Annotated in this window: 10 protein-coding genes; 4 read left to right on the top strand and 6 right to left on the bottom strand. The window is 39.2% G+C overall.

Annotated features, from left to right (window positions below; translation table 11 throughout):
* Positions 1–2: 2 nt before the first annotated feature.
* Genes DCO56_RS25375 through mraZ form a run of 3 tightly spaced genes read right to left on the bottom strand, consistent with a single transcriptional unit; the run spans position 3 to position 1,813 of the window.
* Positions 3–416 carry an FtsL-like putative cell division protein gene (locus DCO56_RS25375; protein WP_108636497.1) on the bottom strand — a complete coding sequence of 138 codons (414 nt, stop codon included), beginning with the start codon at positions 414–416 and terminating at the stop codon, positions 3–5.
* Positions 417–432: 16 nt separating this feature from the next.
* The gene (rsmH, locus tag DCO56_RS25370; RefSeq protein ID WP_108636496.1) at positions 433–1,347 is read right to left on the bottom strand and encodes a 16S rRNA (cytosine(1402)-N(4))-methyltransferase RsmH; all 915 of its coding nucleotides are present in this window, start codon (positions 1,345–1,347) and stop codon (positions 433–435) included.
* 4 nt (positions 1,348–1,351) lie between these two features.
* Positions 1,352–1,813, bottom strand: a complete 462-nt coding sequence (gene mraZ / locus DCO56_RS25365; RefSeq protein WP_108636495.1) for a division/cell wall cluster transcriptional repressor MraZ — start codon at positions 1,811–1,813, stop codon at positions 1,352–1,354.
* A gap of 433 nt (positions 1,814–2,246) precedes the next feature.
* On the opposite strand from mraZ, the gene aspS reads away from it, so the two are divergent.
* Positions 2,247–3,998, top strand: coding sequence for an aspartate--tRNA ligase (aspS, locus tag DCO56_RS25360; protein WP_108636494.1), 1,752 nt, complete (start codon positions 2,247–2,249; stop codon positions 3,996–3,998).
* Positions 3,999–4,094: 96 nt separating this feature from the next.
* Positions 4,095–5,486: a LutB/LldF family L-lactate oxidation iron-sulfur protein gene (locus DCO56_RS25355; RefSeq protein WP_108636493.1), complete on the top strand. Its 1,392-nt coding sequence runs from the start codon at positions 4,095–4,097 to the stop codon at positions 5,484–5,486.
* Between the two features lie 113 nt (positions 5,487–5,599).
* Here DCO56_RS25355 and DCO56_RS25350 read toward each other — a convergent pair whose 3' ends face one another.
* Both DCO56_RS25350 and DCO56_RS25345 read right to left on the bottom strand, forming a co-directional pair.
* Positions 5,600–6,106 (bottom strand): hypothetical protein, encoded by a 507-nt coding sequence (locus DCO56_RS25350; protein WP_108636492.1) that lies wholly within the window; start codon positions 6,104–6,106, stop codon positions 5,600–5,602.
* Positions 6,107–6,234: 128 nt separating this feature from the next.
* Positions 6,235–7,143, bottom strand: coding sequence for an energy transducer TonB (locus DCO56_RS25345; protein WP_108636491.1), 909 nt, complete (start codon positions 7,141–7,143; stop codon positions 6,235–6,237).
* A 72-nt stretch (positions 7,144–7,215) separates the two neighbouring features.
* On the opposite strand from DCO56_RS25345, the gene DCO56_RS25340 reads away from it, so the two are divergent.
* On the top strand, positions 7,216–8,037 hold the full coding sequence (locus DCO56_RS25340; protein WP_108636490.1) for a hypothetical protein: 822 nt from the start codon (positions 7,216–7,218) through the stop codon (positions 8,035–8,037).
* Positions 8,038–8,089: 52 nt separating this feature from the next.
* Here the strand turns inward: DCO56_RS25340 and tsaD are convergent, their stop codons facing one another.
* On the bottom strand, positions 8,090–9,091 hold the full coding sequence (gene tsaD / locus DCO56_RS25335) for a tRNA (adenosine(37)-N6)-threonylcarbamoyltransferase complex transferase subunit TsaD (protein ID WP_108636489.1): 1,002 nt from the start codon (positions 9,089–9,091) through the stop codon (positions 8,090–8,092).
* A 52-nt stretch (positions 9,092–9,143) separates the two neighbouring features.
* On the opposite strand from tsaD, the gene DCO56_RS25330 reads away from it, so the two are divergent.
* Positions 9,144–13,529 carry a translocation/assembly module TamB domain-containing protein gene (locus tag DCO56_RS25330; RefSeq protein ID WP_108636488.1) on the top strand — a complete coding sequence of 1,462 codons (4,386 nt, stop codon included), beginning with the start codon at positions 9,144–9,146 and terminating at the stop codon, positions 13,527–13,529.
* Positions 13,530–13,706 lie beyond the last annotated feature (177 nt).

Below are 13,706 nucleotides of genomic sequence, written 5' to 3'. Positions count from 1 at the left end.
CTCTATTTTTCTTCTTTTTTCTCTACAACTTCAATCTTGATCGGTGGCTCCACCCGCTCTTTCAAACCTAAGGAGTCTACACGTTTCGCAATCTCTGTCTGTGTGGACATTTTCATAAGTTCTGCCGACAGCGACTTATGATCCCAGCCTAATTCTTTGACTTCCTTGCTCACTTTATCGATGCTCCGAATAGTTCGCTCAGCGAAGTGACGATTGGAGATATACAACAGCATCAGAAAGGCGATAAAAGCTCCAAAAGGCAAATACTCCAATATTTTGTTTAAGGAAAGGTCTCCAACGGTAAAAAGCGTTTTAATAAACGCTTCTGTTTGCTCCGCCTTTTCTTCGACAGTTTCTTGTAGTTCCTCCTGAACTTCTTCACTCAATTCTTTCTGTCTTATCGTATTCCTGCTCATCTTTTCGCTCCATTTTTTAAGACAAATCCAACCTTTCAGCAATACGCAGTTTCGCACTGCGCGATCTATTATTTTCAGCCAATTCCTGTGACGATGCCGTAATTGCTTTACGGCTTAACACATGGAACGGTTTGATTTCATTTCCAAAAAAGTCTTTCTCAACATCGCCTTTAAACTTCCCTTTGGCCATAAAATTTTTCACCAAACGATCCTCTAAAGAGTGGTAAGACATCACCACCAATCTCCCCTCGCTTTTCAACACGTCAACAGTTTGCAATAAAAATTCCTGCAAAGCCTCAAGTTCGCGGTTAACTTCGATACGCAGCGCCTGAAAAACCTGCGCATGATACTTATGTTCTTTCCCTTTTGGAACCATCCGTTGAATAACTTCCTTCAATTCAGCAACAGTATGTATAGGTTGTGCCAAACGCGCGGTTACAATTGTTTTCGCCAGCGACTTTGCATTCATGATTTCACCATACATACCGAAAATTCGATGCAGGTCTTCTTCCGCATAAGTAGCCAATACCGCTTTTGCATCCAAGTCCCCCACTTGATCCATACGCATATCTAAATCAGCATCAAAACGAATGGAGAAACCGCGATCCGCAGCATCAAATTGATGCGACGAAACACCTAAGTCTGCCAAAATCCCATCCACCTCACGCACACCATACAAACGGAGACTATTTTTTAAAAACCTAAAATTCTGATGAATCAACGTAAAACGAGGATCATCAATCACATTTCCTAAGGCATCAGGATCCTGATCGAAAGCAAACAGCTTTCCCTCCGGCCCTAATCTTTTCAATATTTCACGAGAGTGGCCACCACCGCCAAATGTCACATCCACATAAACGCCATTCGGCTTGATCGCCAAAGCATCCATGCATTCCTGCAACATGACCGGAACATGATACACATTCTCCATATTATTATATCCCAAAATTATTATCCCCCATTACCTCTGCCGCCAAAGACGATATATCTTCAACCCCACTATCACCCATCAGATCATCATAACCTTCTTTAGACCAAACTTCAATTTTATTGAATTGACAGGCCAAGACCAACTCTGTTGTTATACCCGCAAATTCCAATAAGCTTTTTGGCAACAACACACGCCCCGCCGCATCCAATGTCAACTCTGTCGCACCACGCGTAAAAGCACGCACAAATGCCCGCACCTTTGGATCAAATTGATTTAACTTCGCCAGTTTGGCTGTCATCAAATCCCACTCTTCGCGTGGATAAAAAACTAAATGTTTCTCAAAACCGCGATTCACAACAAGCCCATCACGCTCAACATGAGGCATCTGCCTCTTGAGCGCAGCCGGCAACACCATCCTTCCTTTGGCGTCTAACTTGCATTCGAATTCTCCGATCAACTGAGTCATATCGTCAATTATCCTATTCTAATTTAAATGTAAAAGTATACACTTTCTCCCACTTTCCCCCACTTTCCCACATAAAAAAGTTTTCCACATCGAAAAATCGCTACAAGAAAATACATAACCCACTTTTCAATCACCCTATAAAACCTTATTTACAACCAGTTAAACAAACATTCTAAGTACATCTCACATTAAGATATCGCCTTATGTTTTTCCGTATATTTTTGCATAAAACGGGAACGAATTGTAAAATTTTCCTCTTTAGAAATATAATTTTACTCCCTTTTTTTAGAAAAATGGGAGAAAGTGGAGCGCTAGAAAATGAAAAATTGAAAGCGTGGTTGAAAGTGGGAGAACCTGACTGAAATAAGAACTGTAGAATTCGTTATTGTCGAGTAAAACCAATAATTTTGCATAAATTTTATTTTATTAAGATATGCACAGAACACACACTTGTGGAGAATTAACATTGGCTGACTTAGGGAAAACGGTTACCCTAAGTGGATGGGTTCAGAAATCCCGCGATTTGGGCGGTATGACTTTCATCGATGTTAGAGACCGATATGGTATCACACAATTAACGTTCAATGCAGATGATGATGCGACTTTACGCACTAGTGCCCGTGAACTGGGAAGAGAATATGTCATAAAGGTAACCGGAGAGGTTATTGAACGTTCCAATAAAAATGCTAAAATCTCTACGGGAGATATTGAAATCAAGGTTTCAAACCTTGAAATATTAAATGCGGCAAAGTTACCTCCATTTACAATTGAAGATGAAACCGATGGTGGCGATGATATCCGCATGAAATTCAGATATCTGGACTTACGTCGGAATCCGGTACGAGAGAATCTTATTTTAAGACACAAAACTTCGCAGGAAGTACGCCGTTATCTTGACGCTCAGAATTTTTTAGAAGTAGAAACACCTTATCTCATCAAATCCACGCCTGAAGGAGCGCGGGATTTTGTGGTACCATCCCGCATGAATCCAGGCGAATTTTACGCACTACCTCAGTCGCCACAAACATTTAAACAATTATTAATGGTATCTGGCTTTGATCGCTATTTTCAAATTGTTAAGTGTTTCCGCGATGAGGACTTACGTGCTGACCGCCAACCGGAGTTCACTCAAATCGACTGTGAAATGTCTTTTGTAGAACAGGAAGACGTGCTAAATATTTTTGAAGGACTTGCAAAGCATATTTTCAAAACGATCAAAGGGATTGATCTTGGATCTGTACCGCGTATGACTTATGCCGATGCCATGCGTCTTTACGGATCGGACAAACCTGACATTCGTTTCGGAATGCAGTTTGTCGAATTAAATGACGTTGCAAAAGAAAAAGGGTTCCCTGTATTTGATGCAGCGGAACTGGTTGTTGGTATTAATGCCGAAAATTGTGCACATTATACCAGAAAACAACTGGACGCTTTAACAGACTTTATTAAACGTCCACAAATCGGCGCGACAGGCTTAGTATATGCACGTGTCAACGAAGATAGCTCAGTGAAATCTTCGGTAGACAAGTTTTTCTCGCCAGAGCAGTTAACGACGATTGCAGACAAGTTCCACGCGAAACCTGGAGATCTATTATTAATTATGGCTGGCAACAAGGATAAAGTTCGTAAACAACTGAATGAATTGCGCTTGGAGGTTGCTTCCCAACTCGGTCTTCGGGACAAAGATACTTTTGCTCCGCTATGGGTCATTGACTTCCCGCTATTGGAATGGGACGAGGACAGCGCCCGTTTTCATGCGATGCACCACCCATTTACTTCACCAAAACCAGAAGATATTCCATTATTGGATACTAATCCTGGCGAGGTGAGAGCAAATGCCTATGACTTTGTCTTAAATGGTGTAGAAGTGGGCGGCGGGTCTATCCGTATTCATGACAGAGAGCTGCAATCCCTTATGTTTAAACACCTGGGCTTTAGTCCGGAAGAAGCACAGAAACAATTTGGTTTCTTGATGGAAGCATTCACCTATGGCGCTCCTCCACACGGTGGTTTAGCGTTTGGCTTTGACAGACTTGTATCGCTATTAGCTGGCTTAGATACGATCCGTGACGTGATTGCCTTTCCAAAAAACAACTCCGGAAGAGATATCATGATTGATGCTCCATCAACTATTCACCAAGAACAATTGGATGAATTGAGCTTAAATATTAATATAAAAGAATAAATTTCAAGCTCGCTTTTCGAGAAACAATTTATTAACACTATATTTAAAAGTTGGTAGGAAACGACCAACTTTTTTTGTGAAAAATCAGCAGATTAGATGTCAGAGAGTACGGCAAATACGTTTTTAAAGGAAAGTGCACAGAAAGCATTTGACACCAAACATCGCGATATTATCAATTACAATATCGACAAATACAGTATTGCTTTCGAAAAAGGGAAAAGCAAATTTGCGGACCTCGATAACTCCAAAACCAAAGCAAATTTGATCAAATGGAAAGTAATGGAAAATCTCGATCGATATCTATTACAATTTGAGGCAAATTTCACCGCACGTGGCGGAAAAGTAATCTGGGCAAATGATGCCGACGAAGCGCGTGAGGAGATTTATAAAATAATCGAACGAAAAAGAACACGGTCGATTGTAAAATCTAAATCTATGGCTACGGAAGAAATTGAATTAAATCATTTTCTGGAATCCAAAAACATAGAAGCCATTGAGACTGATCTTGGAGAATATATTATTCAGCTCCTAGACCAGAAACCCTACCATTTTGTCACACCTGCAATGCATTTAAGCCTGGAAGACATCGCTAAGCTTTTTCATGAAAAATTTGATACTCCCTTAGATGCATCCGCAGAACATTTGACACTGAAAGCTCGCGAATTATTAAGAGACAAATATTTAGCAGCAGAAGTAGGTATTACAGGAGCTAATTTTTTAGTCGCTGAAACAGGGAGTATAGCGATTACAGAAAACGAAGGGAATGCACGTCTGACCTCCACTTTTCCAAAAACACATATTGCTGTGGTGGGTATAGAGAAAATCATCCCCACGCTACAGGATCTAGAAGTATTTTGGCCACTTTTATCCACTCACGGTACAGGTCAAAACTTAACAGTTTATAACACCCTACTCACAGGACCAAAACAGTCTTATGAATCTGATGGCCCCGAAGAAATGTATGTTATCCTGCTTGACAATGGACGCAGTAATCTCCTTGCGCAGAAAGAACAACGTCAGGGGCTATATTGTATCCGCTGTGGAGCATGTTTAAATGTCTGTCCTATTTATCAAAATATCGGCGGCCATACGTATGAAACAACTTATCAGGGACCAATTGGGTCTTTAATTTCACCTCATTTAAATGGGATGAAGGAGTTTAAACATTTAAGCTATGCGTCCACCCTCTGTGGTAAATGCACTGAAGTGTGTCCTGTAGGTATCGATATTCAACGCATGCTTCTTGTCAACCGAAAGGATTCGGTGGAACAGGGCTTATCGACGAAAACGGAACAAAAAGTCTGGAGCTGGTTCACATACGGAATACAACGCCGAAAACTAATTGATTTTTTTGGTGGAAAATTCAAGAACTTTTTCCTTAGAAAGTTTTTTAAGAAAACCTGGGGCGATCAACGGGAGCTACCGAAGCTAGCGGAAAAATCCTTTTCTAGACAATGGAAGGAACAGCAAAAAAATAAAGATTCATAAAGCCAAATGCTGTGTTAACTTGATTGATATCAACATAGAAAAGGGGATCTATGATCCCCCTTTCAACTAACACTCACCAATTATTAATATGAAAACTATTCTTTTTATTAACCTTATGTTGTTTTCGCTTCAGCGTCAACTGCTTTCTCGTTCACACCTTTCTGAAAATCTCCTTTCCGCATTTGTCGATCCTTTCTCCAATGCTCTTTGTGCATTTTATGGTTCTCAGCGTAAGAATCCTTCAATGTCTTTTGTTGCTCCGGAGTCAATAAAGCCATCATTTTTTTATGATCAGCAGCACGTTGTCTTCTCATTTTTTCGCGATACAATTTACGCTCTGCTGCTATTTTTTTATGATCCTGTGCTTGCTTCAAATGAAATGCATACACCTCTTTACGTTGTTGATCTGTAAACTTCAACTTTTGGTCCATGCGATCTGTCTTGATCTTAGCCAATTCTTCGGGATTTTTATTTTTTAAGCCATCATGCTTTCTATCTTTCGAATGCCTGTTTATTGGTGCACTCATTTCTTTGGTATCTGATTTAAGATCCTCTTTCTCCTGCGCGAAACCTGTTAACATTAATCCGGATAACGCCAAACTTAACATCAATTTTTTCATCTCTCTATTTTTATAAATCAACAATCTATCAATTTAATAGGTCATCTTTTCAACCTATTTATCTATAAGAGTGTTTTTGACCACCAAAAGTTTAAAACGTCATCTGTTAAATAAAGTTAAGAAAGATATTATTGGGATACTGCGCTTAAACGGATAGGTAATGTATAAGCCACCCGCACAGCACGTCCGTTCTGAACACCTGGTTTCCACTTTCTCGCCTTTTTCAATAGGTTGATCGCAGCCTCCCCCGTTCCGAACTTCATATCGCGTTTTACAGCAATATCAGTCAAGGATCCGTCCCGCTCTACAACAAAAGAGACTTCGATCACGCCCGATACTCCTTGATCCAAAGCTGACTGTGGAAAACCATAATTTTCTGAAACCCATTTCATGAAAGCTGGCAGTCCGCCCACCGGAGTGGGCATGATTTCCACCGTAATAAAAGGCTGGTCAGCATTTCCATCTGTTCCTCCTCCTGACACGGCCCCCTCTTTATGCCCGGTAATTCCGCCATCCTTTTTAGACGAACCAAATTCACCTCGTGCAATATGTGTTCCGGCAGCATTCGCCTTTAATGTAATACGAGCAGTCATTGTATTGGGTTTATTCAGCTCATCCTGCGTAGCAACATCCTCTGTCACTTTACTTGCTTTTGTAATCTTCGGCTCGGGCATACGCACCAAATCAAACTTCGAAAGATCCTGTGCTATCTGTTGCGGTGCTTTCTCCTGCATTAAAATAGGCTCTTCTTTCACCTCCTCTTTTTTGTCAGCCTCCTTCTGAATTTCATTGAGATCCTCGGGAGTTAGAACTTCAATTGTAGTAATTGTATCAGGTATAGCTTTCTTAAAGTATCTGCTATAGCCATAGGACCCCGCAATCAAAAGGAACGCAAAAGAAACAACGATGGCCAGCCCCACATTCGTTGCTCTATTTGACAAATTCCGCAATTCATAAGCACCATACATTTTGTTGCGGCCTGCAAAGATAACATCCAGCCATTCTTTGCGATAGATATTCAATTTTGAGTTCATCATAACATTAAAGCTTAAATCTTTTCATTATGATGCGCGAAACCCTTATATTTCATAAAATTTTTGCACACGCTTATGAAATCACTTTTTTTAGCTATTCTTCTACTAACATTATATGGTTGTGACAACAGTCAAAACCAATCCAAACCATCGGTTAAGAGTGAAAATAAAGAACAGATGATTTCACCTTATTTTGGCTTTTTGAATCAACAAAAAGATTCACTAATTGCCCTTCCTATGGATCAGGCGATGGAAAGTCCCGAAAAATACAATTATGTCATTATCGAAGATCAAGTTAGCCCACTGGAATTTATACAGAACAAAACGGATAATAAAGAGAGTAATGGCAGACAAACAGCCCAAAACTTTGCAAATAGTGAAGGTTCATTGTTTACGATAAAAAATGAAATTAAGTCGGGAGATTTCGGAATGCTCGTCAATCAGTCGTTCGTGAATGAATATAAAATTGAACCTTTTACAAAAGTTCAGCATGAAACAAGTCCGGAAATTAAAGAAAAACTTGAAAAAAAATACAATAGGAAAATCAATAAAAGTACAACCATTGCTGTACTGAAAGACAAAGCTGAGTTCAATCTAACAGTTTTTGAAAATCAGCAGGACTCAGCGCTAGCTGTATTCTCCTATGCTAAAGAAGATCAGCTGATTAATCTGGATTTTCCGGCCACTTACGATGACATTAGTACTTGGCGAGTCGATGATGGCGGACAATTTGATAATGAGGCTTTTCAGGTTCTCACCGTATTGCGTTCAGAAATTGGTGTTAGTTTTGTGAGCATCTTTTGGGGTGCTGAGGGTTATGAATTAAATTTCTATCAACCCAAGAAAGATAAATTTAGCTCAGCTGCGCAAGCCTATGGCTATAGTTCACCCTTATAAAACAAGACATTGTTCCCTTAATCCAATTCATTAAAGGAACAATTCTTTACTCTTAAAGATGCATCCTAGCCATCGGAGCGACATCCTGCCCGACAAACTCTCCTTTCAGATATTTATAATATCCAGCGATGGCGATCATCGCTGCATTATCTGTACAATACTCAAATTTTGGGATAAAAACATTCCAATGATATTGCTCTCCCATTTCGATCAATCCCTTTCTGAGTCCTGAATTTGCTGAAACACCACCCGCTATGGCAATATCCTTTACCCCAGTTTGTTTCGCAGCCTTTTTCAATTTGTTCAATAAGATAGAAACAATGCGGGATTGCACACTGGCACATAGATCTGCCATATTTTCTGTCAAGAAATCAGGATTCAATTTTAGCTGATCTTGAACAAGGTAAAGTATAGCTGTCTTTAATCCGGAAAAACTAAAGTTGAGTCCAGGTATCTGCGGTTCGGGTAATTTGTAGGAACTGGGATTCCCCTCCTTTGCAAATTTATCGATAAGTGGCCCACCGGGGTAAGGGAGATTCAAAACCTTAGCTGTTTTATCAAAGGCCTCCCCTGCCGCATCGTCAAGTGTCTCGCCCAATAACTCCATTTCAAAGTAATCTTTTACCAAGACAATTTGTGTATGTCCTCCCGAAACGGTAAGGCACAAAAAAGGAAAACTTGGCTTTGGTTCCTCAATAAAATGGGCCAAAATATGCGCCTGCATGTGATTTATATCGATTAACGGGACATTCTGTGCAAGCGCAAATGATTTAGCAAAAGAAGTTCCGACCAAAAGAGCGCCCAATAATCCAGGTCCACGTGTAAAACTCACTGCATCTATTTGATTTTTGCTTATTTTTGCTTGACGAATGGCTTCGTCCACCGTAGGAATAATGTTTTGTTGATGGGCACGTGAAGCTAACTCGGGAACTACTCCACCATATTTTGCGTGGATTGCCTGAGTCGCAATAACATTTGAATGAATTTCACCGTTAATACAAATAGAAGCGGAGGTTTCATCACAAGAGGATTCAATTCCTAAAATAATAGCCATAGCTAGAGGTAATAAATTAGAATACAAAAGTATCAAAAAAATAATTAAAATAATGTCAATAGTCCTGGGTAGTATATTCATTATACTGCTTGCATTGGCATTATCGCTACAGCTAAAGCCCGTACAAAACTTTGTTGCGCAAAAGGCTGTCAACTATTTATCCAACGAGCTCGATACCAAAATCAATTTAAAAAGCATCTATTTTAAACCCTTCAAATCCCTTGTTATAGAAGGATTCGAAATCTATACACAGGAGGGCAAAAAAATAATAAAGTCCGAAAAAATTGAAGCCAGTGTCAATCTATCGCAACTGATAGAATTAAATAAAGTAGTCATCAACAAATTGAAAATTGAGAATACGGAAAGTAATTTCGAACAATTTAAGGACAGCAGCAACATCTCATTTTTAATCCGGTATTTCAACCCACCGAAAAAGGAAAAGAAGAAAAGCTCAAAAAAAATAATTTTTGATGTTAAAGAACTCATCATCAATAACAATTCCTTTAACTACGTTAATCACAAACAAAAACACTACAATAAAGTTGTGGACTTTGGCGATCTGGGTATATCCAAACTCAATGCACACTTTAAGAATATAAAAATTGATTCCAATCAAATCTCAGCGGATATCAAAACATTCAATCTTAACGAGAAAAAAGGTTTGGTTATCAAAGGGCTCCTGGCCCATGCCTCAGTCAGCACCAAAAGCATTGAACTGATTGACCTTATGCTTACAACCAACCGTTCCACATTCAAGAATTATTTAAAATTAAGCTATACTAATTTTTCGGATTTTTCGGACTTTATTCACAAAGTCAATGTAAAGATACAGGCGCGCGACTCGCACATACACTCAGAAGATATCGCTTTCTTTTCTTCGCCCATGCACCAGGTCAAGTTTGATGTAAAGATTAAAAAATCCGATCTGGAAGGTACCGTTTCAGCTATCAATGCTTCACAGGTAGATTTGACCATCGGGAAAAACACGAAGTTAGCGGGTAATCTCAAAATTATCGGCCTACCTGATATTGACAAAACAGAGTTTATTGTTCCCAAGGTTTTAATTGCCTCTGAATATAGCGATCTTGAAAATGTTATCCGCGAGCTTGGCCATTTAAAAAACTTCAAACTTCCTGAAGTGGTTGCCCTTTTCAATAAATTCGCGTTCAAAGGCAGTCTAAATGGTCAGTATAACAACTTTAAAACAAAAGGAAGCTTCACCACAGCTATCGGCGATGTTACAGCTGACGGAACATTGGATCTACGTAAAGAAATCAAATATGCTGGTAAGTTTCAATCACCAACATTTGATCTTGGTAAAATAACAAAGGTAAAAGATCTCGGCAGTTCGGGCTTCGACCTACAGCTTGATGGAGTAGGTACCGATCCCAAGCACCTAAAGCTGAATGTCGCCGGCAATCTCACTAATTTCAATTTTAAGCAATATACCTATCAGCAAATACGAGTAAATGGAAATATAGACAAACAATTATTTCTTGGCTCAGGGGAAGTAAACGACCCAAACCTCAGATTAAAGTTCACCACTGACATAGATTGGTCCAGCCGTCCGGACTATCATCTGGATGCTGATATCCAACAGGCTAATTTAAAAAAGCTCAATTTCTTCCATGGGGACTCAATCAATATTATTGATACTAAATTCCATACGAGCTTAATTGGAGACAACATCAATGACATTACAGGGGAATTTAAATCTGACAGTGTAAGTTTCACTTCCTCCAAAGGTAAATTTGCGATTAAAAATATTAATTTCCTTGCAGAAGGAGATCAAGAGGCGCGGTCGCTTACACTACAATCCGCTATTGGACATATAGATCTCAAGGGGAGAATAGATCTAAATACGATCGTCCCCTATTTTAAGGCTCTCGCCATGCGCTACGCTCCGGCAATAGGATTTGAAAAGAGCGAGTTCAACCGTCAGGATTTTGACCTTAATGTCAATATCAAATCATTCAGACCCATTGCGACATTCTTTAGAAAAGATATTTCTCTGGATAGTGGGGCAACGTTGAATGCCAAATTTGCCAGCGAGAAGCAAACTGCAAATTTTAACTTTTATGCCCCTGAATTCAAATATAACGGTATTCGTCTCACCCATCTGATTATAGACCAAAACGCCAATTTAAACAATATGGAGTTACAAACGTCTATAGATCAGATCAATTTTACCGATAGCACATATATCAAGAATGTTAATATTTCAAACACCTTGGTCAATGACAGCTTACAGTTCAACATTAAGATGTCAGAATTGGAAGCAAGCAATAGTTTAGATCTAAATGGTGTTATTCGATTTGCACATGCAAAGCCAGCCTTCATCAATTTCTATCCATCTAATATATTGATAAACAAAGAACAATGGCTTGTAAATAACGATGCGCAATTGAAAATTTCAAAGGGAAAATGGTATTTCGAGAAACTCACGTTAAGCCATGCCGAGCAAAAAGTACATATAGATGGCATCCTGTCAAATAACATTTCAGATCAAATCAATTTAAAATTCCAGGACTTCAATCTCACCTCCCTAAATGGGATTACGAAGCCCCACGGGATTAATTTATCAGGTAACTTAAATGGAAAGATCGAAGTCAACTCGGTTTTTAAATCCCCATTTGTCGTCGCCAATATTACGACCTCTCCTATCCTTTACAACAATATTCCGATTGGCGCATTAGCACTCAGTGCCAATTACGATCCGGAGAACCAACTCGTCAAACTCGATAGTAAAATAGAGGAAGGTGATAAACTCATTCAACTCACTGGATCTTACAATCATTTAAGCGAAAGTAATAAGCTTGACCTTAAAGCTACTTTAGTAAATACAGACGTATTCGTTTTTCAACCATTTCTACGAAGCTTGGTATCAAATATTAAGGGCAAAGTAAATGCAGACTTAGCGATTGCGGGCGATATCCTAAATCCTAAAATTAGCGGAACCGGAAAGCTTGACAATGCGTCAATGGTTATCAATTACCTAAAGACGCCTTATCGCCTTTCCGATGAAATCAATGTGACCAACAATAGAATATTCCTTACGGGGCTCAAAATATATGATCAGAAAAATAATGTGGCTACAATCGACGGCGTTGTTGACCTCAATAAGCTAAGTGATCCTGATATAGATGTAACTGCTGAAGCAAAAAATTTCATGATATTGAATACAACCATAAAAGATAATAACATCTATTATGGTACCGCATATGCTTCCGGAAATTTCCAGTTCAAGGGTCTGACATCTGCAATGAATATCAATATACGTGCTAAGTCAGAGGAAAATACTGTCATCAATATACCCTTTAATAGCGCCAGTACAATCTCGGATAGTGATTTTATCTATTTCATTGAAAAAGATTCCACCAAAATCAAGAAAAATCAAAAGAAACGTGATTTTGGCGGGCTAACAATGAACATGGATCTGCTGATCACACCAAATGCCGAAATCAACCTTTTTTCTAGTATGGGTGAATTATCCGGAAAGGGAAATAGTAACCTCAATATGCGGATATCTTCGCTTGGAGATTTTGAAATGTTCGGTGACTTTATCATTAACAGCGGGAAGTTTAATTTCACGGCACAGGATTACATCAACAAAATTTTTGATTTAAAGGAAGGCGGTACCGTGCGATGGGCGGGTAACCCAGCTGAGGCAAATATTAATATCAATGCAATTTACCAACAAAGAACAAGCTTAGCGCCACTCTATAATGCTGCAGGAAGGGAAGAAAACCCTGAGCGTGTATTAGCGCAGGCAGATATGATTTTAAAAGGGCAGTTGAGTCAGCCAGACATTACATTTGATATCAATTTCCCACAAAACCCAGGTGTCAAGGATGAGTTGCAGGGATATTTTTCTGATGCCAACAATGTTAACCAGCAAGCACTTAGTTTGATTGTAAGGCGTAGCTTCACTCCCGGCACACAAAGTGATTTTGGAAAAGAGGTAAATAACACATTACTATCTGCAGGAACCGAAATTGCGTTCAATCAAATCAATAATATTATCGCGCAATCACTCAATATCAACTTCTTTGACATCAATATCAAGTCACTGAATGATGCATCCGCTTCGCTTCGTTTATTTAATGACAGACTGGTTCTTACTGGCGGTATTTCAGACCGTCGAAGTCAGGCCCTAACTGACTTGAATGTATTCTCAGACCGTGTCTCTACTGATGCAGAGGCAATGTTTTATTTACGCAAAGACGGTCGTCTCGTCCTTCGGGCATCAAACCGTTTAAATACAAGAAATTTTCTTCTTAGTCCAAATGACGGGGAATACATCAGCGCCTTTGGACTATTATATCGGCAAGAGTTCAACTCGTTCTCCGAATTTATAAAGCGGCTGTTTCCTATAGGAAAGAAAAATAACAGCATTGTTCCTGCACAAACAGAGGTAAAGAAAAGCCAACCAAACTAACAGTAGAGAACTAAAATATAAGTAGTGACAAATCTGGACTATTTACTATTAGCGACAAAGTATGTGAGTGATTGGAGAATACTACAACCCATCAATCAAATTCAATTGAGATCCAAAAAGATAAAACAAAAGCGATCGATGACACAAAAAAAAAGGCTTCCAAGATATTTGGAAGCC

The sequence above is a fragment of the Sphingobacterium athyrii genome, assembly GCF_003071065.1.
GTDB lineage: Bacteria > Bacteroidota > Bacteroidia > Sphingobacteriales > Sphingobacteriaceae > Sphingobacterium > Sphingobacterium athyrii.
Note: the sequence above shows the minus strand (reverse complement) of the source record. Positions and strands in the feature narration are given on the sequence as shown.

Excerpts from the sequence above, each read along its gene's own strand:
- DCO56_RS25375 (WP_108636497.1), bottom strand. The coding sequence starts at position 416 with ATGAGCAGGAATACGATAAGACAGAAAGAATTGAGTGAAGAAGTTCAG.
- rsmH (WP_108636496.1), bottom strand. The coding sequence starts at position 1,347 with ATGGAGAATGTGTATCATGTTCCGGTCATGTTGCAGGAATGCATGGAT.
- mraZ (WP_108636495.1), bottom strand. The coding sequence starts at position 1,813 with ATGACTCAGTTGATCGGAGAATTCGAATGCAAGTTAGACGCCAAAGGA.
- aspS (WP_108636494.1), top strand. The coding sequence starts at position 2,247 with ATGCACAGAACACACACTTGTGGAGAATTAACATTGGCTGACTTAGGG.
- DCO56_RS25355 (WP_108636493.1), top strand. The coding sequence starts at position 4,095 with ATGTCAGAGAGTACGGCAAATACGTTTTTAAAGGAAAGTGCACAGAAA.
- DCO56_RS25350 (WP_108636492.1), bottom strand. The coding sequence starts at position 6,106 with ATGAAAAAATTGATGTTAAGTTTGGCGTTATCCGGATTAATGTTAACA.
- DCO56_RS25345 (WP_108636491.1), bottom strand. The coding sequence starts at position 7,143 with ATGATGAACTCAAAATTGAATATCTATCGCAAAGAATGGCTGGATGTT.
- DCO56_RS25340 (WP_108636490.1), top strand. The coding sequence starts at position 7,216 with ATGAAATCACTTTTTTTAGCTATTCTTCTACTAACATTATATGGTTGT.
- tsaD (WP_108636489.1), bottom strand. The coding sequence starts at position 9,091 with ATGGCTATTATTTTAGGAATTGAATCCTCTTGTGATGAAACCTCCGCT.
- DCO56_RS25330 (WP_108636488.1), top strand. The coding sequence starts at position 9,144 with ATGTCAATAGTCCTGGGTAGTATATTCATTATACTGCTTGCATTGGCA.